Source organism: Streptomyces sp. NBC_01298 (assembly GCF_035978755.1).
GTDB lineage: Bacteria > Actinomycetota > Actinomycetes > Streptomycetales > Streptomycetaceae > Streptomyces.
Genome location: NZ_CP108414.1, coordinates 6,848,697 through 6,871,554, shown reverse-complemented (window position 1 = coordinate 6,871,554; position 22,858 = coordinate 6,848,697). Strand labels below are relative to the sequence as shown.

Sequence of the window (22,858 nt, the reverse complement as noted above, 5' to 3'; positions counted from 1 at the left end):
CCTTCGTCGCTTCGTCTTATCCGAAGAAGTTCCGTACGTGCTCCAGCCCGGCGACCAGTGCGTCGACCTCGGCCGGAGAGGAGTACAGATAGAAAGACGCTCGCGTCGTCGCCGGAATTCCGTACCGGAGACAGACCGGGCGGGCGCAGTGGTGTCCCACGCGGACCGCGATGCCCTGCTCGTCCAGTACCTGGCCGACGTCGTGCGGGTGGATGTCACCGAGCACGAAGGAGATCGCGGCGCCGCGGTCCTCGGCCGTGGTGGGGCCGATGATGCGCAGGTCGGGGACCTCCGCGAGGCGCTTGATCGCGTACTCGGTGATCGCGTGCTCGTGCGCGGCGATCTTGTCCATGCCGATCGCGGTCAGGTAGTCCACGGCCGCGCCGAGGCCGACGGCCTGGGCGATCGGGGGCGTACCGGCCTCGAACTTGTGGGGCGCCGGGGCGTAGGTCGAGGAGTGCATCGAGACGGTTTCGATCATCTCGCCGCCGCCCAGGAAGGGCGGCAGGTCCTCGAGCAGCTCCTGGCGGCCCCAGAGGACGCCGATGCCGGTCGGGCCGCACATCTTGTGGCCGGTGAAGGCCACGAAGTCGGCGCCGAGCGCCTGCACGTCGAGCGGCATGTGCGGCGCGGCCTGCGAGGCGTCGATCAGCACCAGCGCGCCGACCTCCTGCGCGCGCCGGACGATCGCCTCGGTCGGGTTGACCGTGCCCATGATGTTGGAGACCAGCGTGAAGGAGACGATCTTCGTCTTCTCCGTGATGACCTCTTCGATGTTGGACAGGTCGAGCCGGCCGTCGTCGGTGAGGCCGAACCACTTCAGCTTCGCGCCCGTGCGCTGCGAGAGCAGCTGCCACGGGACGATGTTGGAGTGGTGCTCCATCTCCGTGATGGCGATCTCGGTCTCGCGGTCGACCCGGTAGGGCTCGTCCGCCCAGCCGAGCATGTTCGCGACCAGGTTGAGCGACTCCGAGGCGTTCTTGGTGAAGATCACCTCGTTGCGGCTCGGAGCGTTGATGAAGGCGGCGACCTTGTCGCGGGCGCCCTCGTACAGCGCCGTGGCCTCCTCGGCGAGCACGTGCACGCCGCGGTGGACGTTGGCGTTGTGCTGCTCGTAGTACTCGTTCAGCGCGTCGAGCACCTGGCGCGGCTTCTGCGAGGTCGCAGCGTTGTCCAGGTAAACGATCTTCTTCCCGTCGTGGACCACACGATCCAGAAGGGGGAAGTCCTTGCGGATCGCCTCGATGTCGAGGAGGCCAGGCAGCTGTGTCACGCGGTCGCGCCACCCTTCGTGCTGTAGGACTCGTAGCCCTCTGCCTCCAGCTTGTCGGCGAGCTCGGCGCCGCCGGACTCGACGATGCGGCCCTCGGAGAAGACGTGGACGAAGTCGGGCTTGATGTAACGGAGGATCCGCGTGTAGTGCGTGATCAGCAGGGTGCCGGTGTCGCCGGTCGAGTGGACGCGGTTGACGCCCTCGGAGACCTGGCGCAGGGCGTCGACGTCGAGGCCGGAGTCGGTCTCGTCGAGGATCGCGATCTTCGGCTTCAGGAGCTCCAGCTGCAGGATCTCGTGGCGCTTCTTCTCACCGCCGGAGAAGCCCTCGTTGACGTTGCGCTCGGCGAAGGCCGTGTCCATCTGGAGCTGCTCCATCGCGGACTTGACCTCCTTCACCCAGGTGCGCAGCTTCGGCGCCTCGCCGCGGATGGCGGTGGCCGAGGTGCGCAGGAAGTTGGAGACCGAGACGCCGGGGATCTCGACCGGGTACTGCATCGCGAGGAACATGCCGGCGCGGGCGCGCTCGTCGACGGACATCTCCAGGACGTCTTCGCCGTCCAGGGTCACGGTGCCCTTGGTGATGGTGTACTTCGGGTGACCGGCCAGCGCGTACGCGAGGGTGGACTTGCCGGAGCCGTTCGGACCCATGATGGCGTGCGTCTCACCCTGCTTGATGGTGAGCTCGACGCCCTTGAGGATCTCGCGGGCGCCGTTCTCGGCCTCGACGGAGACGTGCAGGTCGTGGATTTCAAGCGTTGCCATGGATACCTCAGGACTCCTGGGTGAGGGAGACGAGCACGTCGTCCCCTTCGATCTTTACGGGGTATACGGGGACGGGGCGCGTCGCGGGCAGGCCGGACGGCTTGCCCGTGCGCAGGTCGAAGGCCGAGCCGTGCAGCCAGCATTCGATCATGCAGTCTTCGACCTCGCCCTCCGAGAGGGAGACGTTCGCGTGCGAGCAGATGTCGTTGATCGCGAACACCTCCCCCCCGGCGCGCACGATGGACACCGGCGTGCCGTCGAGTTCGACCCGCTTGGGGGCGTTCTCCTCGAGCTCGCTCAGCGCGCAGGCCTTGACGTAAGTCATCAGACGGAACCCTGGAGCTCGGTCTCGATCTTGGCGAGCAGGCGCTCCTCGATGTCGTCGACACCGATCTGCTGGACGAGCTCGGCGAAGAAGCCGCGCACGACCAGGCGGCGGGCCTCGTCGGCCGGGATGCCGCGCGACTGCAGGTAGAAGAGCTGCTCGTCGTCGAAGCGGCCGGTCGCGGAGGCGTGGCCGGCGCCGACGATCTCGCCGGTCTCGATCTCCAGGTTCGGCACCGAGTCGACCCGCGCGCCGTCCGTGAGGACGAGGTTGCGGTTCATCTCGTAGGTGTCGGTGCCCTCGGCGGTCTTCTCGATGAGCACGTCACCGATCCAGACGGCGTGGGCGTCCTGGCCCTGGAGCGCGCCCTTGTAGACCACGTTCGACTTGCAGTGCGGGGCCTTGTGGTCGACCAGGAGGCGGTGCTCCTGGTGCTGACCGGCGTCCGTGAAGTACAGGCCGAAGAGCTCGGCCTCGCCGCCGGGGCCCGCGTAGTTCACGCGCGGGTGGAGGCGTACGAGGTCTCCGCCGAAGGTGACCACGATCGACTTGAAGGTCGCGTCGCGTCCGATCAGCGCGTTGTGCTGGGACACGTGGACGGCGGTGTCGTCCCAGTCCTGCACGGAGACCACGGTGAGCTTGGCGCCGTCGCCGACGAGGAAGTCCACGTTGGCGGCGCGGACGCCGTCACCGGTGTGGTCGATGACGACGACGGCTTCGGCGAAGGCCTTCACGTCGAAGACGGTGTGGCCGAAGGTGGTGCCGCCCTCGCCGTGCAGCGTGACGCGCACGGGCTCGGTGAGGACCGCTTCCTTGGGCACGGTCACGACCGTGGCCTTGGCGAAGGACGAGAACGCCTGGGCGGCGATCCGGTCCACCGGAGTGCCGGCCTTGCCGATGCGCGCGTCGCCGCGCTCAACGGACTCGATCGTGACCACGTCGGGCGCGTCGATCTGAGCCTTCATGGTGCCGTTGGCGACCGCGGTGCCGTCGTGCAGACCCTTGAGGCGGGCGAGCGGCGTGAAGCGCCACTCCTCCTCGCGGCCGGTGGGCACGGGGAAGTCCGCCACGTCGAAGGACGGGGGGGCACTCATCCGGGTGGCGACGGTCGACTCGGCGGCCACCGCGATCGCGCCGGCGGTGGTGGAACCCGCCGGAATGTTCTGAGCCTCAGCCATGGCTGTCGTGTTGCTCTCTTCCTTAAAGAATCTGCTGCGGGACGTCGGGCGGGCCGGGACTAACCGACCGAGCCTTCCATCTGCAGCTCGATCAGCCGGTTCAGCTCCAGCGCGTACTCCATCGGCAGCTCACGGGCGATCGGCTCGACGAAGCCGCGCACGATCATCGCCATGGCCTCGAACTCCGTCAGACCGCGGCTCATCAGGTAGAAGAGCTGGTCGTCGGAGACCTTGGAGACGGTCGCCTCGTGGCCCATGGACACGTCGTCCTCGCGGACGTCCACGTAGGGGTACGTGTCCGAGCGGGAGATGGTGTCGACCAGGAGCGCGTCGCACAGCACGTTGGACTTGGAGCCCTTGGCGCCTTCGCCGATCTCGACCAGACCGCGGTACGAGGTGCGGCCGCCGCCTCGGGCCACCGACTTCGAGACGATGTTGGAGGAGGTGTTCGGCGCCATGTGGACCATCTTGGAGCCGGCGTCCTGGTGCTGGCCCTCGCCCGCGAAGGCGATGGAGAGGGTCTCGCCCTTGGCGTGCTCGCCCATCAGGTAGACGGCCGGGTACTTCATGGTGACCTTGGAACCGATGTTGCCGTCGATCCACTCCATGGTCGCGCCCTCGTACGCCACGGCGCGCTTGGTGACCAGGTTGTAGACGTTGTTCGACCAGTTCTGGATCGTCGTGTAGCGGCAGCGGCCGCCCTTCTTCACGATGATCTCGACCACGGCGCTGTGCAGCGAGTCCGAGGAGTAGATCGGGGCGGTGCAGCCCTCGACGTAGTGGACGTAGGCGTCCTCGTCCACGATGATCAGCGTCCGCTCGAACTGGCCCATGTTCTCCGTGTTGATACGGAAGTAGGCCTGGAGCGGGATGTCGACCTTGACGCCCTTGGGGACGTAGATGAACGAGCCGCCCGACCACACGGCGGTGTTCAGCGAGGCGAACTTGTTGTCGCCGACCGGGATGACCGTGCCGAAGTACTCCTGGAAGAGCTCCGGGTGCTCCTTGAGCGCGGTGTCCGTGTCGAGGAAGATGACGCCCTGCTCCTCCAGGTCCTCACGGATCTGGTGGTAGACGACCTCGGACTCGTACTGGGCGGCGACACCGGCGACGAGGCGCTGCTTCTCCGCCTCCGGGATGCCGAGCCGGTCGTACGTGTTCTTGATGTCCTCCGGCAGATCCTCCCACGAAGCGGCCTGCTTCTCGGTGGAACGCACGAAGTACTTGATGTTGTCGAAGTCGATGCCCGAGAGGTCGGAACCCCAGTTGGGCATGGGCTTCTTGCCGAACAGCTTGAGGCCCTTGAGACGGAGGTTCAGCATCCACTCCGGCTCGGACTTCTTCGCCGAGATGTCGCGGACGACCTCCTCGGACAGGCCTCGCTTGGCGACCGCGCCGGCCGCGTCGGAGTCGACCCATCCGTATTCGTAGGTGCCCAGGCCATCGAGCTCAGGGTGAGCAGTCTCCGTGGTCATGCGGGGTTCCTCCCGGCCGTACTTGCAGATACTGAAATGTCGGTCTGTGTGGCGCCTGCGGCACGGACGCCGTTCCCACTGCGTGGAATGAACGTCGTGCACACCCCGTCGCCGTGGGCGATCGTGGCGAGACGCTGCACGTGCGTCCCGAGCAGGCGGGAGAAGACCTCGGTCTCCGCCTCGCAGAGCTGCGGGAACTGCTCGGCGACGTGTGCGACCGGGCAGTGGTGCTGGCAGAGCTGTTCACCGCTGTGCGGACCGGGAGCGCTCTTCGCCGTAGCAGCGTACCCGTCTCCGGTCAACGCCTTGGCAAGGGCCTCGGTGCGCCCCGCGGGGCCGGCCGCTTCGACGGCTTCGCGGTAGGTCTCCGCCTGCGCCGTCAGCCTGGCCTTCGCGAAGGCGGCCACGGCCGCCTCGCCCTGCTCCCCGCCCCCGGCGGCCTGCGCGATCCAGCGCATGGCGTCGGCGGCGAGCGAATCGTAGGACTGGTCGAAGGCGTCACGGCCGCAGTCGGTCAGCGCGAAGACCTTGGCGGGCCGCCCTCGGGTCCGCGCGCCGTACACGCGCTGCTCACGGGGTTCGACCACGTCGTCCGCGACGAGCGTGTCGAGGTGGCGGCGGACGGCGGCCTGGGTGAGGCCGAGGCGCTGGGCGAGGTCGGCGACGGTGGAGGGACCGTGGTCCAGGATCGACCGCGCGACCCGGTTGCGGGTTGACCGCTCCCCGGTCGCGAGTTCGCCCTGGGGGGCCTCGCTCATCCGTTCGCCGTATTTCACAACGCCATTGTTGCGTAATTAGTCGGGCCCCGACAAGCCGTGATGGAGGCCACCTCTGGTGGCCTCCATCACTAAGGGTTACCTTATTTATCCACGGAGCGTTACTCCGAAGTCGACGCTCCGCCCTCGCGCAGGGCCCCGCCGGTGAACCAATAAACGGCTCCCACCAGCAATCCCCCGCCCACGATGTTCCCCGGCACGGTGAACATCAGATTGCGGAAAAGATCACCGAACCCGGCTGAGCCATCCAGGATCGCGAGGCTGAAAACAGCCATGTTCGCTACACAGTGTTCGAATCCGACGGCGACAAAGACGGCCACCGGCAGCCACAGGACGAAAATCTTGGCGGCATCGCCGCGGGCCCGGGTGAACATCCAGATGGCCAGGCAGACGAGCATGTTGCAGAGCACCGCGCGCCAGAACAGCTGTCCGCCGCTCAGCGCCATCTTCCCGTGCACCATCTCGGTGAGCATCGACCGCGCCGAAGGCGAGGAGGCCACGCCCGAGGCGTGCACCATGGCCCCGAAGGCGAAGGCTCCCACCAGGTTCCCGGCCAGCGAGAGCGTCCAGGAGAGGATCAGGTCCCGGGGGCCGGTCCGCCCCGACAGGGCGCCGACCAGCATGACCATCACATTGCTCGTGAAGAGCTGGGCGCCGGCGAACATCACGATGGTCAGGGCGATCGGGAAGACCGCCCCCTCCAGCAGCTTCACGGCCGGCGAGCCCTTGGCCACGAACGGCGAGATCGCGACCAGGAGCAGCACCTCGCCGATGGCGATGTAGGCGCCCGCGAGCATCGCCGACACGAAGTAGCGCGGCGGATGCCCGAGGTCATGGGCCTTGTGCTCGGCCTGCCCCGAGGTGGCTTCGACGTTCTGAGCGATGCTGTTCACCATTCGACGTTAGGCCCCGACCCCACTCCCGGACGGACGATAAAGTCACGAATGCGCAGGTCCGTGACCCTTCGGGGGCAGGACCTACGGCCCCACCCCGGTCACCTCCCACGGCTCCGTAGACTCACTTCCCATGAGCAACGACCCCGCCGTGGAAATCCGCGGACTGGTGAAGCGGTACGGCCCCAAAACCGCGGTGGACGGCCTGGACCTCACCGTCCGGAGGGCCTCGGTCACCGCAGTCCTTGGTCCCAACGGCGCGGGCAAGACGACCACTGTGGAAACCTGCGAGGGCTACCGCCGCCCCGACGCCGGATCCGTCCGCGTCCTCGGCCTCGACCCCGTGACCCAGGCCGAGTCCCTGCGCCCGCGCATCGGCGTGATGCTCCAGTCCGGCGGCGTCTACTCCGGCGCCCGGGCCGTCGAGATGCTGCGCCACATGGCCAAGCTCTACGCCGACCCCCTGGACGTCCCCACCCTGGTGGACCGCCTCGGCCTCGGCGGCTGCGGCCGCACCGCCTACCGCCGGCTCTCCGGCGGCCAGCAGCAGCGCCTGGCCCTCGCCATGGCCGTCGTCGGCCGCCCCGAGCTGGTCTTCCTGGACGAACCGACCGCCGGCCTCGACCCGCAGGCCCGGCGCGCGACCTGGGAACTCGTACGGGAACTGCGCGCCGACGGGGTCTCGGTCGTCCTCACCACCCACCACATGGACGAGGCCGAGCAGCTCGCGGACGAGGTCGCCATCGTCGACGCCGGCCAGGTCATCGCCCACGGCACCCCCGACGCCCTGTGCCGCGGCGGCGCCGAGAACACCCTGCGCTTCACCGGCCGCCCCTCCCTCGACGTCGGCTCCCTGCTGAAGGCCCTGCCCGACGGCACCCAGGCCGCCGAGCTCCTGCCCGGCGTCTACCGGGTCACCGGCGACGTCGATCCCCAGCTGCTGGCCACCGTCGCCTCCTGGTGCGCGCAGCACGGGGTGATGCCCGACAGCCTCTCGGTGGAGCGGCACACCCTCGAAGACGTTTTTCTGGAGCTCACCGGTAAGGAGCTGCGCGCATGAGCGCCGGTACGTTCACCCCCCGCCCGGGGGCCGCGCCCGTGTCCCGCATGATCCTCGCGCAGACCGCGCTGGAGACCCGGATGCTGCTGCGCAACGGGGAGCAGCTCCTGCTGACCGTGATCATCCCGGCGCTGCTGCTGACCCTCTTCTCCGCCGTCGACATCGTCGACACGGGTGACGGCAAGTCCGTGGACTTCCTCGCCCCCGGCATCCTGGCGCTGGCCGTGATGTCCACCGCCTTCACCGGCCAGGCCATCGCCACCGGCTTCGACCGTCGCTACGGGGTCCTCAAGCGGCTCGGGGCCTCCCCGCTGCCGCGCTGGGCCCTGATGGCCGCCAAGACCCTGTCGGTGCTGGTCACCGAGGTGCTGCAGATCGCGCTGCTGACGGTGATCGCCTTCGCCCTGGGCTGGTCCCCGCACGGGAACCCGCTGTCCGTCGCCGCGCTGATCCTGCTCGGGACCGCCGCCTTCTCCGGGCTCGGCCTGCTGATGGCGGGCACCCTGCGGGCGGAGGCCACCCTGGCCGCGGCCAACCTGGTCTTCCTGCTGCTCCTGGTCGGCGGCGGGGTCATCGTGCCGATGGACAAGTTCCCCGGCGCGGTCCAGTCCGCCCTCGGCCTGCTCCCGATCTCCGCGCTCTCCGACGGGCTGCGCGAGGTGCTCCAGCACGGGGCCGCGCTGCCCTGGGGCGACGCGGCCGTGCTTACCTGCTGGGCCGTACTCGGACTCGGCGCTGCTGCACGCTGGTTCCGCTGGGATTGACCCCGCTCCCCCGCAGGCGAGGGAACTTCCTGGCTCACGCTGCTCGCCGCCCAGCGGACGGACAAGTCTTACGCGATCGATGCCACCCGGGTTGAGACCCGCCCGGTTACGCAGTGCAACCGTACCATCACTCGAATAGCCGCGGGGATTGATCGGAACACTTCCCCCCGGCCTGGCGTTCCCTGGGAGGATGGGCACGTTCACGCGTGGAGCCGGGGGGCTGACATGGCGCAGCGGGAGGCCGTTCTGCGGCTGGACGAACAGTGGGCACGGATCCGGTCGGGCGCGGCGCACGCGGAGCCCGCGGAGGCCGACGCCCTGCTCGCCGAGCTGATCGCGGCCTTGCGCGAGCCGGCCCGCGCGGACGCCGAGTGCGCGGCCCGGCTGGGTCTGCGCCTCGGCGATCTGGCGGCCCGCCGGTTCGCCGACGGGGACCGGGCCGGGGCGCTGGCCGCCATCGAGGAGGGGCTGCGCTTCTCGCAGCAGGCGGCCGGGCACGCGGCCGAGTACGCCCGCTGGTACGCCCGGGGCCTGATCAACCAGGGGGTCTGGCTGTCCTGGCCGCTCAGCGACGGGGAGCGGCTGCCGAAGCACCCGCTGGGCCCCGGCTCCGAGAGCGGCCCGAGCCCCATGGAGCAGGCAGCGGGCGAGCGGGCCAGAGACCTGACCCACGGCGCGGTGGAGGTCTGGGCTGCCCTGGACCAGGAGGATCCGGTCAATCAGCGGGGCCTCGCGCAGGCGAAGGTGTTCCTCGGCGACCGGCTCGCGGAGCTGGGCCTGGCCGAGGAGTCCGTGGCCTGGGCGGTCGACGCGGAGGGCTCCTTCCGGCGGCTCCTGCTCGCCGATCCGGGCTCCGACGAGTCCCAGGAGGCCGAAGAGGCCCTGGACCACATCGGCCGCCAGCTCGAACTGCGGCTTCGCTTCCTGCCCTTCGCCTCCCTGGTGGGTCTGCGCACGCGCGGGCTGCTGCCCGAACGGCTACTGCCCCAGGCCGTGGTGGGCGCCCGCGTCCGGGGCGCCCCCGAGGAGGAGATCGCCGCCGGGCTGGGCCTGGACCCCGACCAGGTCCACACGATGCTGGAGGTGACCCCGTGGGTCGCGGTGTGGCGCGTCGAGGTCCGCGGCCCCGACGGGCTGTGGAACGTACAGTCGCATCCCTGGCACAGCGGGGCGGAAGTGCGAAACAGGACAGCCGAGGACGTAGGGGCCGAATTGGTACATGGCTTCGCGGCCTCGGCCGACTACCCGGGCGGGAGCGCGCATTGGCGGATCCGCGTGTGGTGGCACACCGAAGGCGACCCGGCCGGGGCCCTGTTCCGGCTGGTCATCGGCCCTGACGGAACGATCGCCACCCCCTCGTGAAACTTTGCACAAGTGTCCGCGTACGATAAGTGCCGTGTTGACCCCCCTCGCATACCTCGCCAGCCGCTGGACTCCCTCACCCCGGACCGTCCAGCGGGCCGCGTTGGCGGCCGTGCTCATGAGCATCGTCATCGTCGTCACCGGCGGCGCGGTGCGGCTGACCGGATCCGGACTCGGCTGCGACACCTGGCCCAAGTGCACGAGCGACAGCCTGATCGTGACCCAGGAGCAGGGCTTCCACGGCGCCATCGAGTTCGGCAACCGCATGCTGACGTACGTGCTCTGCGCGGCCGTTGGCTGGGCGATCACCGCCGCCCGCTGCGCCAAGCCGTGGCGCACCTCGCTGACCCGGCTCGGATGGATCCAGTTCGCCATCGTGATGGGCAACGCGGTCCTCGGCGGCATCACCGTCCTGACGGGCCTCAACCCCTACAGCGTGGCCGGGCACTTCATGCTCGCCACCTCGCTGATCACCGTGACGACGATCACCTGGCAGCGCACCCGCGAGGGTGACGGCCCGGCCCGGCCGCGCGTGCCCGCCCCGGTGCGCAAGCTCGCGTGGGCGCTGGTCGCGGCCACCGTCGTCCTGATCGCGGCCGGCACGGTGGTCACCGGTTCCGGCCCGCACGCCGGTGACAGCAGCGAGATCAAGCGGATGCCGTTCGACTGGTCGGCCACCGCCCACGTGCACGCGATCTCGGCCTGGGTGGTCTGCGCGCTCGCCGTCGCCATGTGGCTGGTGCTGCGCGTGGTCGACGCCCCCGTCGACACCCGGGCGCGCGCCCGCGACCTGCTGATCGTGCTGCTCTCCCAGGGCGCCATCGGCTACGTCCAGTACTTCACCGAGGTGCCCGAGGCCCTGGTCGCCGCCCACATGCTCGGCTCCTGCCTGGTGTGGATCTCGGTGGTCCGCGTGGTGCTGAGCCTGCGCGAGCGTCCGTCCGAGCAGGCCGGCATCCCGGCGCAGGGCGACGACGCCCGGCTCGCGGCGGTCTGACCCTCCGGAGGCGGGACCCGCGCGCGGGTCCCGTCCGTCAGCCCAGCCCTTCAGCCCAGCCCTTCAGCCCCGTTCGTCAGCCCCGTTCGTCCAGCCGGTAGACGCGGCGGGCATTGCCCGCGGCGACCATCGCCGCCACCCGCTCCGCGTCCCGCCAGGACCAGGAGCCGTCGGCGACCCAGCCGCCGAGCACCCGGCCGAGCGCCTCCCGGAAGCCCAGCGCGCCCACCGCGTGCAGTTCGGGCAGTTGCCGTCCGCCGCCGGAGAACATCAGCTTCCCGAACGGCGCGGTCTCCAGGCACTCGGCCAGTACCGCGGCCGCCCGCGCCCCCGTGGACCCCAGCGCCGCCCCGAGGTCGGCGTGGACGTGCGGGAAGGCCGCGGCCAGCCCCGCCGCTTGCCGGTGGTGCGGGTACCCGCCGAGCAGGACCAGCCGGGCTCCCAGACCCCCGGTCGCCCGCAGGAACCCGGTCAGCCGCTCCGGCTCCCCCGACTCCCCGCCCGTGTGCAGCTGGAGCGGGAGCCCCGAGGACACCGCGCTCCACGCCAGGTGCCGCAGGAGTACGGGATCCCGTACCGCCCCGCCCCTGGTCCGCCCCGCCAGCCAGCGCCCGGCCGCGCCCCGCACCTCGCCCGGACCGGGCGGCTCGGGCTCGGCCTCCAGGGCCGCCGCCCAGGCGCGGCCCTCCTCCCCGGCACCGCAGCTGAAGGCCACGGCCCCGGCGGCGGCCTGGTGGACCGCCCCGGCGAGGTTGGCCAGGAAGGCGGCGACGGTCCCGGAGGTGTCCGCCGTCTGCCGGGCCAACAGCTCCGGCCGCACCAGCTCGAAGGCCTCCGCCGCGCCCGCCAGGGCCAGTTCCTTGGGCCCGGTGAGGTCCCCGGGCCCTGCGGTGTCGAGGAGCCGGGCCCCGACCCCGCAGCCGCGCAGCAGTCGGCGGGCCGTCTCGGCGGCGCCCAGTTCGCGCCGCCGGGCGAGGTAGCGGGCGGGGGCGCAGTGCGGTTCGAGCCCGAGCAGCGGCGGGCACCAGCGGCGCACGGCGAAGCCGGCCTGGGTGTCGAAGAAGGTGGTGCCGGCGGCGGGCGGGCCGGCCGGGGGGATCAGCTGGGCCTCGAAGGTGGCGAGGCCCAGCTCCGTGCGGAGCACTCCCTGGCAGTACTGGTCCACCAGGGGCGGCGTTTCGATCATCCGGGCATCCCGTTGCGGACGTGAGGAAGGGGCTTCCACACGTCCTAACGGGTGAGCGGGGTGTGAGGTGTTGCTCGCGCTGTTGACCGAGCGGATGACGCGGTAACGATCAGGCCAATGATCAAGCCAAGATCAACCGGGTCAGGCCGCGGGATTGGCGGTTCCGCCCAGCTGCATTCCGGCCATCCGGGACCACTCGTACGGCCCTGTCCGCACCCGCGCGGCGAACTCGCCGTCGAACTCCTCGTGGAGGGTCAGCCCGGCCTTCCCGGCCGCGAGCCGCGCGGTGTCGTAGGCCGGGGCGACCAGGTCGCCCCACTCGCCGTCGGTACCGACGAGGACGATCCGGGTGCCCGCCTGGCCGATGTGCGCGAGGTGGCCCTCGGCTCCGCCGTGCAGCTTGGCGAACGCGCCGATCTGCTTGGCCAGCTTCGCGGCCGTACGGTCCTGCTTCTTGTCCGCCGTGGCGGCGGTCTCCTCGGTGTCTGCCATGGAGGGCATGCTACCGGCCGGTAACGGGCGGAGGAAGGACCGGCCGCCGCAGGATCCACCGAAGGATCCGGAGAGGATCAGAGAAGGACCCGGCGAAGGATCAGCGGAGGAAGGGGTCCACGGCCACGGCGACGAAGAGCAGCGACACGTAGGTGATCGACCAGTGGAACAGCCGCATCTCCTTGAGCTTCGCGCCCGTCACGCCCGACTTGGCGCGCGCGTTGAGCCCGTGCGCCTCCCAGAGCCACCAGCCGCCGGCGACCAGGGCGACCGAGGTGTAGAACCAGCCGGTGTACCCCAGCGGGGTCAGCAGCAGCGAGACCGCCACCATCACCCAGCTGTAGAGGACGATCTGCTTGGCCACGGCCTTGTTGCCCGCGACGACCGGCAGCATCGGCACGCCGACCCGCGCGTAGTCGTCCTTCACCTTCATCGACAGCGGCCAGTAGTGCGGCGGCGTCCAGAAGAAGATGACGAGGAAGAGGATGACGGCGGCCCAGGAGACCTCGTTCTTCACGGCCGACCAGCCGATGAGCACCGGCATGCAGCCCGCGATGCCGCCCCACACGATGTTCTGCGAGGTGCGCCGCTTCAACAGCATCGTGTAGACGACGACGTAGAAGAGGAGCGCGCCGAGCGCGAGCGCGGCCGACAGCCAGTTGATCAGCAGCCCGAAGAACAGGGTGGACGCGACGCCGAGCGTGATGCCGAAGACCAGGCATTCGCGCGGGCTGACCATGCCGGTCACCAGCGGGCGTCCCGAGGTCCGGTCCATCAGCGCGTCGATGTCGCGGTCGATGTACATGTTCAGCGCGTTGGCGCCGCCCGCCGACAGATAACCGCCGAAGCAGGTGGCGAGGACCAGCCACAGCGAAGGCACGTCCTGCTCGGCGAGGAACATCACCGGCACGGTCGTGATGAGCAGAAGCTCGATGATCCGCGGCTTGGTCAGTGCCACGAAAGCCATGGCCCGGGCCCCGAACGGCCGGTGACCGGGGCTCGTCCCGAGCACCCCCGCTGGACGGGATTCGACGGCCGTCACGCACACCCCTGACAGAGAATCCAGCAAGCTCCGACGTGAACCTTTTAAACATGAAGGTCGCGTAAATGCTTGCGCGTACCACGCCACTCTAGACGTAGCCATTGGCTCGTCCCGCGCGGGGGTCGCCCCCGGTCGCCCCGTGTTGGTCCGATCGGCGCTCAGACGTCACGCGCGGACCGCGGGTACTCGAATAGCTGCACGCTGTGGCGGGGGTAGGCTCGGAATCGCGCCGGTGCACCGTTCGTCACCGGGAACCAGACATGTGGAGAGGAGCCCTGACCCACGGTGAGCACCAAGCCGACGACCACAGAGCTCGACTGGACCGAACTGGACCAGCGTGCTGTCGACACCGCCCGGATCCTGGCCGCCGACGCGGTCCAGAAGGTCGGTAACGGCCACCCCGGTACGGCGATGAGCCTGGCCCCCGCCGCGTACACCCTCTTCCAGAAGGTGATGCGGCACGACCCGGCGGACCCGGAGTGGGTCGGCCGCGACCGTTTCGTGCTCTCCGCGGGTCACTCCTCGCTGACCCTCTACACCCAGCTGTACCTCGGCGGGTTCGGCCTGGAACTCGACGACCTGAAGGCCTTCCGCACCTGGGGTTCCAAGACCCCGGGCCACCCGGAGTACGGCCACACCGCGGGCGTCGAGACCACCACCGGCCCGCTGGGCCAGGGCATCGCCAACGCGGTGGGCATGGCCATGGCCGCCCGCTACGAGCGCGGCCTGTTCGACCCCGAGGCCCCCGCGGGCGCCTCCCCGTTCGACCACATGATCTACGCGATCGCGGGCGACGGCTGCCTCCAGGAGGGCATCTCCCACGAGGCGTCCGCGCTGGCCGGCCACCAGAAGCTCGGCAACCTCGTGCTGCTGTGGGACGACAACCACATCTCCATCGAGGGCGACACGGAGACGGCCGTCTCCGAGGACACCCTGAAGCGCTACGAGGCGTACGGCTGGCACGTCCAGCGCGTCGCGCAGCAGGAGAACGGCGACCTCGACCCGAAGGCGCTGTTCGCCGCGCTGCAGGCCGCCAAGGCCGAGACGGAGCGCCCCTCCTTCATCGCGGCCCGCTCGATCATCGCCTGGCCGGCCCCGCACGCCCAGGGCACCGAGGCCTCGCACGGCTCGGCCCTCGGCAACGACGAGGTCGCCGCCACCAAGCGCGTGCTCGGCTTCGACCCGGAGCAGACGTTCGAGGTCTCCGACGAGGTCATCGCGCACACCCGCGCGCTGGGCGACCGCGGCCGCGAGGCCAAGGCCGCGTGGGAGAAGGAGTTCTCCGCCTGGCGCACCGCCAACCCGGAGCGCGCGGCCGAGTTCGACCGCATCAACGCGGGCGAGCTGCCCGCGGGCTGGGAGGACAAGCTCCCCGTCTTCGAGACCGGAAAGGGCGTCGCCACCCGCGCCGCCTCCGGCAAGGTGCTCGAGGCGCTCGGCGCGGTCATCCCGGAGCTGTGGGGCGGCTCGGCCGACCTGGCCGGCTCCAACAACACCACCATCGACAAGAACTCCTCGTTCCTGCCGGTGGGCAACCCGCTGCCGGAGGCCGACCCGTACGGCCGCACCATCCACTTCGGCATCCGCGAGCACGCCATGGCCGCGGCCATGAACGGCATCGCCCTGCACGGCCACACCCGCGTCTACGGCGGCACCTTCCTGGTGTTCTCCGACTACATGCGCAACGCCGTCCGCCTCTCCGCGCTGATGCACGTGCCCGTCACCTACGTGTGGACGCACGACTCCATCGGCCTCGGCGAGGACGGCCCGACCCACCAGCCGGTGGAGCACGTCGCCGCGCTGCGCGCCATCCCGGGCCTGAACGTGGTCCGCCCGGCCGACGCGAACGAGACGGCCGTCGCCTGGCGCGAGATCCTCAAGCGCCACACCAAGGTCTTCGGCAAGGGCGCCCCGCACGGTCTGGCGCTGACCCGCCAGGGCGTGCCGACCTACGAGCGCAACGAGGACGCCGCCAAGGGCGGGTACGTGCTCTTCGAGGCCGAGGGCGGCCCGGCTCAGGTCGTGCTCATCGGCACCGGTTCCGAGGTCCAGCTCGCCGTCGCCGCGCGCGAGGCGCTGCAGGCCGAGGGCGTCCCGGCCCGGGTCGTCTCGATGCCGTCCGTCGAGTGGTTCGAGGAGCAGTCCCAGGAGTACAAGGACAGCGTCCTGCCGCCCTCGGTCAAGGCGCGTGTCGCGGTCGAGGCCGGCATCGGCCTGACCTGGCACCGCTACGTCGGCGACGCGGGCCGGATCGTCTCGCTGGAGCACTTCGGTGCCTCGGCCGACGGCGCCGTGCTCTACCGCGAGTTCGGCCTCACCGCCGAAGCCGTGACCGCCGCCGCACGCGAGTCGCTCGCCGCCGCCGCGCGCTGACTCCCGCACCCAGACCAGTAGGAGATGCAATTCCCATGACAGACGCACTGAAGCGCCTTTCCGACGAGGGCGTCGCGATCTGGCTGGACGACCTGTCCCGCAAGCGGATCACGTCCGGCAACCTGGCCGAGCTCATCGACCAGCAGCACGTGGTGGGTGTCACCACCAACCCGGCGATCTTCCAGAAGGCGATCAGCGGCGGCGAGGGGTACGAGCAGCAGCTCGCCGACCTGGCCGCCCGCAAGGTCACCGTCGAAGAGGCCATCCGCATGATCACCACGGCGGACGTCCGCGACGCCGCCGACATCCTGCGCCCGGTGTACGACTCCACCGAGGGCCAGGACGGCCGGGTCTCGATCGAGGTCGACCCGCGCCTGGCCCACAACACCACGGCGACCATCGCCGAGGCCAAGCAGCTCGCGTGGCTGGTGGACCGCCCGAACACGCTCATCAAGATCCCGGCGACCAAGGCCGGCCTGCCGGCGATCACCGAGGTCATCGGCAAGGGCATCAGCGTCAACGTCACGCTGATCTTCTCGCTGGAGCGCTACCGCGAGGTCATGGACGCGTACCTGGCGGGTCTGGAGAAGGCGAAGGCCGCGGGCCTGGACCTCTCCAAGATCCACTCGGTCGCCTCCTTCTTCGTGTCCCGCGTGGACTCCGAGATCGACAAGCGTCTGGACGCCCTGGGCACCGACGAGGCCAAGGCCCTCAAGGGCAAGGCGGCGCTCGCGAACGCCCGTCTGGCCTACGAGGCCTACGAAGAGGTGTTCTCCAGCGAGCGCTGGGCCGCCCTGGACAAGGCGCACGCCAACAAGCAGCGTCCGCTCTGGGCCTCGACCGGCGTCAAGGACCCGGCGTACAAGGACACCCTGTACGTGGTGGACCTGGTCGCCCCCGGCACCGTGAACACCATGCCCGAGGGCACCCTCGAGGCCACCGCCGACCACGGCGAGGTCGCGGGCGACACCATCCGCGGCACGTACGAGCAGTCCCGCGCCGAGCTCGCAGCGGTCGCGAAGCTGGGCATTTCGTACGACGATGTGGTGCAGCTGCTCGAGGAAGAGGGCGTCGAGAAGTTCGCGGTGTCCTGGAACGACCTGCTGAAGTCGACCGAGGCGGAGCTTGAGCGCCTCGCCCCCACGGAGGCCTGAACACTTTGTCTGTAAACGGAGCGAACCCGCTTCGTGACGCACAGGACCGGCGGCTCCCGCGCATCGCGGGGCCGTCCGGCCTGGTCATTTTCGGCGTTACGGGTGACCTGTCGCGCAAGAAGCTGATGCCTGCCGTCTACGACCTCGCCAACCGCGGCCTGCTCCCGCCGGGCTTCTCCCTGATCGGGTTCGCCCGACGCGAGTGGCAGGACGAGGACTTCGCGCAGGAGGTTCACGACGCGGTCAAGCAGCACGCGCGCACGCCCTTCCGCGAAGAGGTGTGGCAGCAGCTGGTGCAGGGCTGCCGCTTCGTCCAGGGCGACTTCGACGACGACCAGGCGTTCGAGACGCTGAAGTCGACGATCGAGGAGCTGGACAAGGCGCAGGGCACCGGCGGCAACTTCGCCTTCTACCTGTCCGTCCCGCCGAAGTTCTTCCCCAAGGTCGTCGCCCAGCTCAAGAAGCACGGGCTGGCGGACCAGAAGGAGGGCTCCTGGCGTCGCGCGGTCATCGAGAAGCCGTTCGGGCACGACCTGACCAGTGCGCAGGAGCTCAACCAGCTCGTGCACGACGTCTTCCCGCCCAACGAGGTCTTCCGGATCGACCACTACCTGGGCAAGGAGACCGTCCAGAACATCCTGGCGCTCCGCTTCGCCAACACGATGTTCGAGCCGATCTGGAACCGGTCGTACGTCGACCACGTACAGATCACCATGGCCGAGGACATCGGCATCGGCGGCCGGGCCGGCTACTACGACGGCATCGGCGCGGCCCGCGACGTCATCCAGAACCACCTGCTCCAGCTGCTGGCGCTGACGGCGATGGAGGAGCCCGGCTCCTTCCACCCCAAGGCGCTGGTGGCCGAGAAGCTCAAGGTGCTCACCGCCGTGGAGCTGCCCGAGGACCTGGGCAAGCACACCGTGCGCGGCCAGTACTCGGCGGCGTGGCAGGGCGGCGAGAAGGTCGTCGGGTACCTCGAAGAGGACGGCATCGACCCCAAGTCGAAGACCGACACCTACGCGGCCATCCGCCTGGAGATCAACAACCGCCGCTGGGCGGGCGTCCCGTTCTACCTGCGGACGGGCAAGCGCCTGGGCCGCCGGGTGACCGAGATCGCGGTCGTCTTCAAGCGGGCCCCGTACCTGCCGTTCGAATCGGGCGCGACCGAGGAGCTGGGGCAGAACGCCCTGGTCATCCGGGTCCAGCCGGACGAGGGCGTGACGGTGCGCTTCGGTTCCAAGGTTCCGGGCACCTCCATGGAGGTCCGGGACGTGACGATGGACTTCGCCTACGGCGAGTCCTTCACGGAGTCGAGCCCCGAGGCCTACGAGCGGCTGATCCTCGACGTGCTGCTGGGTGACGCGAACCTGTTCCCGCGCCACCAGGAGGTCGAGCTGTCCTGGAACATCCTCGACCCGATCGAGCGGTACTGGGACACGCACGGCAAGCCCGCCCAGTACCCGTCGGGCACCTGGGGACCGGTCGAGGCGGACGAGATGCTCGCACGAGACGGACGGAGCTGGCGCCGGCCATGAAGATCGACCTCACGGAGACCAACTCCAGCAAGATCAACGCCTCGTTGGTGCAGGCGCGCCGGGACATCGGCACGCCTGCCATCGGGATGGTGCTCACGCTGGTGATCGTGACCGACGAGGAGAACGCGTACGACGCGCTCAAGTCGGCGAACGACGCGTCCCGCGAACACCCCTCGCGGATCATCGTCGTCATCAAGCGGGTCAGCCGCTCGCCGCGCAGCCGCCGCGATGCCCGTCTCGACGCGGAAGTCCGCGTCGGGACGGACTCGGGCACCGGTGAAACGGTTGTCCTGCGCCTGCACGGCGAACTGGTCGACCACGCCCAGTCGGTGGTTCTCCCGCTCCTGCTCCCGGACGCGCCCGTCGTCGTCTGGTGGCCGGAGGGTGCTCCCCAGGACCTGGCGGGCGACCCCCTGGGGTCACTCGGCCAGCGCCGGATCACGGACACCTACTCCGCCGAGGACCCGATCGAGGCGCTCGGCAGCCGGGCGACGGCGTACGCGCCCGGGGACACGGACCTGTCCTGGACCCGGATCACCCCGTGGCGCTCCATGCTGGCGGCGGCGCTCGACCAGCAGGTCCACTCGGTGTCCTCGGCCACGGTCGAGGGCGAGGACGACAACCCGAGCTGCGAGCTGCTGGCGATGTGGCTCTCGGACCGGCTCCAGGTCCCCGTCAAGCGCACCTCCTCGGCGGGCCCCGGGCTCACCGCGGTCCGTCTGGAGACCAAGGGCGGCGGGATCGTCCTGGACCGGGCGGACGGGGCGCTGGCCACGCTGTGCATGCCGGGGCAGCCCGACCGTGCGGTGGCGCTGAAGCGCCGCGACACGGCCGAGCTGCTGGCGGAGGAACTCCGCCGCCTGGACCCGGACAACACCTACGAGGCCTCGCTGAAGTTCGGCGTGGCCCGCCTGGCAGCCACGTCCGGGTCGGCGAAGCCGGCACCCGCCAAGGCGGAGGCCAAGGCGCAGGCCCCGGCCGATGCGGAGGCCCCGGCGGCGAAGCCCGCTCCGGCGAAGCCGGCCAAGAAGGCCGCGGCCAAGTAGGCGAGGCAACGGCCCCGCCGCGCGGAGCTGTCCCCCCCACCCGGGAGCAGCTCCGCGCGGCGGCGTCCGCACCCGCACGACCCCGAACTACCGACAAGGCGGCAGCACATGGGTATGACGACTCCCCAGGTCGTCGTCCACCGGGACAAGGAGCTGATGGCCCAGGCCGCGGCCGCCCGGCTGATCACGAAGATCGTGGACGCGCAGGCGGCCCGCGGCACCGCGTCGGTGGTCCTCACGGGCGGCCGCAACGGCAACGGCCTGCTCGCCGCACTGGCCGCGGCCCCGGCCCGGGACGCCATCGACTGGTCGCGGATCGACCTGTGGTGGGGCGACGAGCGCTACGTGCCCGCCGACGACCCCGAGCGCAACCACGTACAGGCCCGTGAGGCCCTGCTGGACTCCGTTCCGGTCGACCCCGCCCGGGTCCACGTCATGCCCGCCTCCGACGGCCCGTACGGGGCCGACGTGGACGCGGCGGCCGCCTCCTACGCGGCGGAGCTGCGCGAGGCCTCCGGCCCCGAGGACCACGGCCCGGTCCCCCGCTTCGACGTCCTGATGCTGGGCGTCGGCCCGGACACGCACGTGGCCTCGCTCTTCCCCGAGCACCCGGCGTCCCGCGAGAGCGAGCGCACCGTCGTCGGCGTGCACGGCGCGCCCAAGCCGCCGCCGACCCGGATCTCGCTCACCCTCCCGGCGATCCGAGCCGCCCGCGAGGTCTGGCTGCTGGCGGCCGGCGAGGACAAGGCCGGAGCGGTGGCGATCGCGCTGGGCGGCGCGGGCGGGATCCAGGCACCGGCGGCCGAGGCACGCGGCAGCTCGCGCACCCTGTGGCTCCTCGACCGCGCGGCGGCGGCGAAGCTCCCCACGGACATGTACCCGCCGGCCTCCGCCTGACCCGTAGACGCAGAACGCAGACAGGGCCCGCTCTCCCCGGGGAGAGCGGGCCCTGTCGCCATTCGATCGTCAGCGGCCCCGCAGCGAGCGGTAGGTGGCCACCAGGGCCCGCGTGGACGCGTCCAGGCCCGGTACCTCCGTGCCGTCGGTCAGCGCCGGCTCGACCCGCTTGGCCAGTACCTTCCCGAGCTCCACGCCCCACTGGTCGAAGGAGTCGATGTTCCACACCGCGCCCTGGACGAACACCTTGTGCTCGTAGAGCGCGATCAGCTGGCCCAGGACCGCCGGAGTGAGCTCGGCCGCCAGGATCGTCGTCGTCGGGTGGTTGCCCGCGAAGGTCTTGTGCGGGACCAGCGGTTCGGCGACGCCCTCCGCCCGGACCTCGTCCGCCGTCTTGCCGAAGGCCAGCGCCTGCGTCTGGGCGAAGAAGTTCGCCATCAGCAGGTCGTGCTGGGCCGCCAGCGCGGGCGGCAGTTCGCCGACCGGCCGCGCGAAGCCGATGAAGTCCGCCGGGATCACCTTGGTGCCCTGGTGGATCAACTGGTAGTAGGCGTGCTGGCCGTTGGTGCCGGGCGTGCCCCACACCACCGGCCCGGTCTGCCAGTCCACCGGGTTGCCCTCGCGGTCCACCGACTTGCCGTTGGACTCCATGTCCAGCTGCTGCAAGTACGCGGTGAACCGGGAGAGGTAGTGGCTGTACGGGAGCACCGCGTGCGACTGGGCGTCGAAGAAGGCGCCGTACCAGATCCCCAGCAGGCCCAGCAGCAGCGGGGCGTTCTCCTCGGCGGGCGCCGTGCGGAAGTGCTCGTCCATGGCGTGGAATCCGCCGAGCAGTTCCCGGAAGGCGTCCGGGCCGATCGCGATCATCAGGGAGAGCCCGATGGCCGAGTCGAAGGAGTAGCGTCCGCCGACCCAGTCCCAGAACTCGAACATGTTGGCCGTGTCGATGCCGAACGCGGAGACCTTCTCCTCGTTGGTGGAGAGCGCCACGAAGTGCCGTGCCACGGCCGCCTCGTCGCCGCCGACGCCCGCGAGCAGCCACTCCCGCGCCGAGGTGGCGTTGGTGATGGTCTCGATCGTCGTGAAGGTCTTCGACGCGATGACGAACAGCGTCTCGGCCGGATCGAGGTCGCGTAGGGCCTCGTGCAGGTCGGCGCCGTCCACGTTGGACACGAAACGGACCGTCAGGCCCCGGTCGGAGAAGGCGCGCAGCGCCTCGTACGCCATCGCCGGACCGAGGTCGGAGCCGCCGATGCCGACGTTGACGACGTTCTTGATGGGCTTGCCGGTGAAGCCGGTCCACTCCCCCGACCGGACCCGGTCGGCGAAGGCCGCCATCTTGTCGAGGACCGCGTGGACCGCGGGGACGACGTTCTCCCCGTCCACCTCGACGACCGCGTCGGCCGGTGCGCGCAGCGCGGTGTGCAGGACCGCCCGGTCCTCGGTCGTGTTGATCTTCTCGCCGCGGAACATGGCCTCGCGCAGCTCGGCCACGCCGGTCGCCGCGGCCAGTTCGCGCAGCAGTCCCAGCGTCTCGTCGTTCACGAGGTGCTTCGAGTAGTCGATGTGCAGGTCCCCGACCCGCAGGGTGTAGCCGGTGCCCCGGCCCGGATCCGCCTCGAACAGCTCCCGCAGATGCGTCTGCCCCAGCTCGTCCCGGTGCTTGCCGAGTGCGGCCCACTCGGGTGTCCGGTTAAGCCTCGTCCGGCTGTCTGCGTTCATCTCGGACATCAACCCACTTCCTGTCCTGTCGTGCCCCGCCGGTTCCAACCTAAGGGATGGGAAGGGGCACAACCGACACAAAGCGGCCCGGCCCGCAGGAGACAAGTCTCCTGCGGGCCGGGCCGGATGGCACGTCGGTCGTTCGGCGGGAACGCGTCAGATCTCGCCGCGCAGTTTGGCGAGCGCCTCGGCGAGGATCGCCTCGCCGTCGGCGTCGGTGCGCCGCTCCCGTACGTACGCCAGGTGCGTCTTGTACGGCTCGGTGCGCGGCGGCGCGGGCGGGTTGTCCCGGTCCTGGCCGGCCGGGAACCCGCAGCGCGGGCAGTCCCAGGTGTCCGGCACCTGCGCGTCGCTGGCGAAGCTCGGCTGCGTCTCGTGCCCGTTCGAGCACCAGAAGGAGATGCGCAGGCGGGGCGCGGACTCGCCGCGCTCGGCCTCACCCATCGGCCCCGCTCCGACCCGACTACCACGGATCGCGTTGCCACTTGCCACGGTCGTAACTCCCTGCGTGATGGTGCCGCGAAGCGTGAGTGGATTCCGTCGC

General features: G+C 70.4%; 21 protein-coding genes. 9 read left to right on the top strand and 12 right to left on the bottom strand.

What is annotated here, in order from left to right:
* Positions 1 to 16: 16 nt before the first annotated feature.
* The 7 genes from OG730_RS31220 to OG730_RS31190 form a co-directional block, all read right to left on the bottom strand.
* The gene (locus tag OG730_RS31220; protein ID WP_266909694.1) at positions 17 to 1,273 is read right to left on the bottom strand and encodes a cysteine desulfurase; all 1,257 of its coding nucleotides are present in this window, start codon (positions 1,271 to 1,273) and stop codon (positions 17 to 19) included.
* Positions 1,270 to 2,037: a Fe-S cluster assembly ATPase SufC gene (sufC, locus tag OG730_RS31215; protein ID WP_327307359.1), complete on the bottom strand. Its 768-nt coding sequence runs from the start codon at positions 2,035 to 2,037 to the stop codon at positions 1,270 to 1,272. Before sufC ends, OG730_RS31220 begins: the two co-directional genes overlap by 4 nt.
* Before the next feature lie 7 nt (positions 2,038 to 2,044).
* Positions 2,045 to 2,362 (bottom strand): bifunctional 3-phenylpropionate/cinnamic acid dioxygenase ferredoxin subunit, encoded by a 318-nt coding sequence (locus OG730_RS31210; RefSeq protein ID WP_327307358.1) that lies wholly within the window; start codon positions 2,360 to 2,362, stop codon positions 2,045 to 2,047.
* On the bottom strand, positions 2,362 to 3,540 hold the full coding sequence (gene sufD, locus OG730_RS31205; protein WP_266909692.1) for a Fe-S cluster assembly protein SufD: 1,179 nt from the start codon (positions 3,538 to 3,540) through the stop codon (positions 2,362 to 2,364). The genes OG730_RS31210 and sufD overlap by 1 nt, the downstream gene beginning before the upstream one ends.
* Before the next feature lie 59 nt (positions 3,541 to 3,599).
* Positions 3,600 to 5,015 carry a Fe-S cluster assembly protein SufB gene (gene sufB / locus OG730_RS31200; protein WP_327307357.1) on the bottom strand — a complete coding sequence of 472 codons (1,416 nt, stop codon included), beginning with the start codon at positions 5,013 to 5,015 and terminating at the stop codon, positions 3,600 to 3,602.
* Entirely contained in the window at positions 5,012 to 5,791 is a 780-nt protein-coding gene (locus OG730_RS31195) for a helix-turn-helix transcriptional regulator (RefSeq protein ID WP_442815059.1), read from the bottom strand. Before OG730_RS31195 ends, sufB begins: the two co-directional genes overlap by 4 nt.
* A 101-nt stretch (positions 5,792 to 5,892) precedes the next feature.
* The gene (locus OG730_RS31190; protein WP_327307355.1) at positions 5,893 to 6,684 is read right to left on the bottom strand and encodes a formate/nitrite transporter family protein; all 792 of its coding nucleotides are present in this window, start codon (positions 6,682 to 6,684) and stop codon (positions 5,893 to 5,895) included.
* A 133-nt stretch (positions 6,685 to 6,817) separates the two neighbouring features.
* Here OG730_RS31190 and OG730_RS31185 point away from each other — a divergent pair, with 133 nt between their 5' ends.
* The 4 genes from OG730_RS31185 to OG730_RS31170 all read left to right on the top strand — a co-directional run bounded on the left by OG730_RS31185 (position 6,818) and on the right by OG730_RS31170 (position 10,867).
* Positions 6,818 to 7,744, top strand: a complete 927-nt coding sequence (locus tag OG730_RS31185; protein ID WP_327307354.1) for an ABC transporter ATP-binding protein — start codon at positions 6,818 to 6,820, stop codon at positions 7,742 to 7,744.
* Positions 7,741 to 8,508, top strand: coding sequence for an ABC transporter permease (locus OG730_RS31180; RefSeq protein ID WP_327307353.1), 768 nt, complete (start codon positions 7,741 to 7,743; stop codon positions 8,506 to 8,508). The genes OG730_RS31185 and OG730_RS31180 overlap by 4 nt, the downstream gene beginning before the upstream one ends.
* Positions 8,509 to 8,733: 225 nt before the next feature.
* Positions 8,734 to 9,870, top strand: coding sequence for a hypothetical protein (locus OG730_RS31175; protein WP_327307352.1), 1,137 nt, complete (start codon positions 8,734 to 8,736; stop codon positions 9,868 to 9,870).
* A gap of 4 nt (positions 9,871 to 9,874) precedes the next feature.
* Positions 9,875 to 10,867: a COX15/CtaA family protein gene (locus OG730_RS31170; RefSeq protein WP_327307351.1), complete on the top strand. Its 993-nt coding sequence runs from the start codon at positions 9,875 to 9,877 to the stop codon at positions 10,865 to 10,867.
* Positions 10,868 to 10,943: 76 nt separating this feature from the next.
* Here OG730_RS31170 and OG730_RS31165 read toward each other — a convergent pair whose 3' ends face one another.
* From OG730_RS31165 to OG730_RS31155, 3 genes are all read right to left on the bottom strand, one after another.
* Complete coding sequence (locus OG730_RS31165; RefSeq protein WP_327307350.1) at positions 10,944 to 12,053, bottom strand: amidohydrolase family protein; 1,110 nt, start codon at positions 12,051 to 12,053, stop codon at positions 10,944 to 10,946.
* Positions 12,054 to 12,194: 141 nt separating this feature from the next.
* Complete coding sequence (locus tag OG730_RS31160) at positions 12,195 to 12,545, bottom strand: hypothetical protein (RefSeq protein ID WP_327307349.1); 351 nt, start codon at positions 12,543 to 12,545, stop codon at positions 12,195 to 12,197.
* A gap of 100 nt (positions 12,546 to 12,645) precedes the next feature.
* Positions 12,646 to 13,593 (bottom strand): heme o synthase, encoded by a 948-nt coding sequence (locus tag OG730_RS31155; protein ID WP_327309497.1) that lies wholly within the window; start codon positions 13,591 to 13,593, stop codon positions 12,646 to 12,648.
* A 279-nt stretch (positions 13,594 to 13,872) separates the two neighbouring features.
* On the opposite strand from OG730_RS31155, the gene tkt reads away from it, so the two are divergent.
* The 5 genes from tkt to pgl all read left to right on the top strand — a co-directional run bounded on the left by tkt (position 13,873) and on the right by pgl (position 20,592).
* Entirely contained in the window at positions 13,873 to 15,960 is a 2,088-nt protein-coding gene (gene tkt, locus OG730_RS31150) for a transketolase (RefSeq protein WP_327307348.1), read from the top strand.
* 35 nt (positions 15,961 to 15,995) lie between these two features.
* Entirely contained in the window at positions 15,996 to 17,114 is a 1,119-nt protein-coding gene (gene tal, locus OG730_RS31145) for a transaldolase (RefSeq protein ID WP_327307347.1), read from the top strand.
* A gap of 5 nt (positions 17,115 to 17,119) precedes the next feature.
* Positions 17,120 to 18,649, top strand: coding sequence for a glucose-6-phosphate dehydrogenase (gene zwf / locus OG730_RS31140; protein ID WP_250742320.1), 1,530 nt, complete (start codon positions 17,120 to 17,122; stop codon positions 18,647 to 18,649).
* The gene (opcA, locus tag OG730_RS31135) at positions 18,646 to 19,695 is read left to right on the top strand and encodes a glucose-6-phosphate dehydrogenase assembly protein OpcA (protein ID WP_327307346.1); all 1,050 of its coding nucleotides are present in this window, start codon (positions 18,646 to 18,648) and stop codon (positions 19,693 to 19,695) included. Before zwf ends, opcA begins: the two co-directional genes overlap by 4 nt.
* A gap of 114 nt (positions 19,696 to 19,809) precedes the next feature.
* Positions 19,810 to 20,592 (top strand): 6-phosphogluconolactonase, encoded by a 783-nt coding sequence (gene pgl, locus OG730_RS31130; RefSeq protein WP_327307345.1) that lies wholly within the window; start codon positions 19,810 to 19,812, stop codon positions 20,590 to 20,592.
* Between the two features lie 69 nt (positions 20,593 to 20,661).
* Here pgl and pgi read toward each other — a convergent pair whose 3' ends face one another.
* Positions 20,662 to 22,314: a glucose-6-phosphate isomerase gene (gene pgi, locus OG730_RS31125; protein WP_327309496.1), complete on the bottom strand. Its 1,653-nt coding sequence runs from the start codon at positions 22,312 to 22,314 to the stop codon at positions 20,662 to 20,664.
* A 156-nt stretch (positions 22,315 to 22,470) separates the two neighbouring features.
* Positions 22,471 to 22,806 carry an RNA polymerase-binding protein RbpA gene (locus OG730_RS31120; protein ID WP_007263454.1) on the bottom strand — a complete coding sequence of 112 codons (336 nt, stop codon included), beginning with the start codon at positions 22,804 to 22,806 and terminating at the stop codon, positions 22,471 to 22,473.
* Positions 22,807 to 22,858 lie beyond the last annotated feature (52 nt).

Bases quoted from the DNA above. Each gene is read 5' to 3' on its own strand.
- sufC (WP_327307359.1), bottom strand. From the start codon at position 2,037: ATGGCAACGCTTGAAATCCACGACCTGCACGTCTCCGTCGAGGCCGAG.
- OG730_RS31210 (WP_327307358.1), bottom strand. From the start codon at position 2,362: ATGACTTACGTCAAGGCCTGCGCGCTGAGCGAGCTCGAGGAGAACGCC.
- sufD (WP_266909692.1), bottom strand. From the start codon at position 3,540: ATGGCTGAGGCTCAGAACATTCCGGCGGGTTCCACCACCGCCGGCGCG.
- sufB (WP_327307357.1), bottom strand. From the start codon at position 5,015: ATGACCACGGAGACTGCTCACCCTGAGCTCGATGGCCTGGGCACCTAC.
- OG730_RS31185 (WP_327307354.1), top strand. From the start codon at position 6,818: ATGAGCAACGACCCCGCCGTGGAAATCCGCGGACTGGTGAAGCGGTAC.
- OG730_RS31180 (WP_327307353.1), top strand. From the start codon at position 7,741: ATGAGCGCCGGTACGTTCACCCCCCGCCCGGGGGCCGCGCCCGTGTCC.
- OG730_RS31175 (WP_327307352.1), top strand. From the start codon at position 8,734: ATGGCGCAGCGGGAGGCCGTTCTGCGGCTGGACGAACAGTGGGCACGG.
- OG730_RS31165 (WP_327307350.1), bottom strand. From the start codon at position 12,053: ATGATCGAAACGCCGCCCCTGGTGGACCAGTACTGCCAGGGAGTGCTC.
- OG730_RS31160 (WP_327307349.1), bottom strand. From the start codon at position 12,545: ATGGCAGACACCGAGGAGACCGCCGCCACGGCGGACAAGAAGCAGGAC.
- tal (WP_327307347.1), top strand. From the start codon at position 15,996: ATGACAGACGCACTGAAGCGCCTTTCCGACGAGGGCGTCGCGATCTGG.
- opcA (WP_327307346.1), top strand. From the start codon at position 18,646: ATGAAGATCGACCTCACGGAGACCAACTCCAGCAAGATCAACGCCTCG.
- pgl (WP_327307345.1), top strand. From the start codon at position 19,810: ATGACGACTCCCCAGGTCGTCGTCCACCGGGACAAGGAGCTGATGGCC.
- pgi (WP_327309496.1), bottom strand. From the start codon at position 22,314: ATGAACGCAGACAGCCGGACGAGGCTTAACCGGACACCCGAGTGGGCC.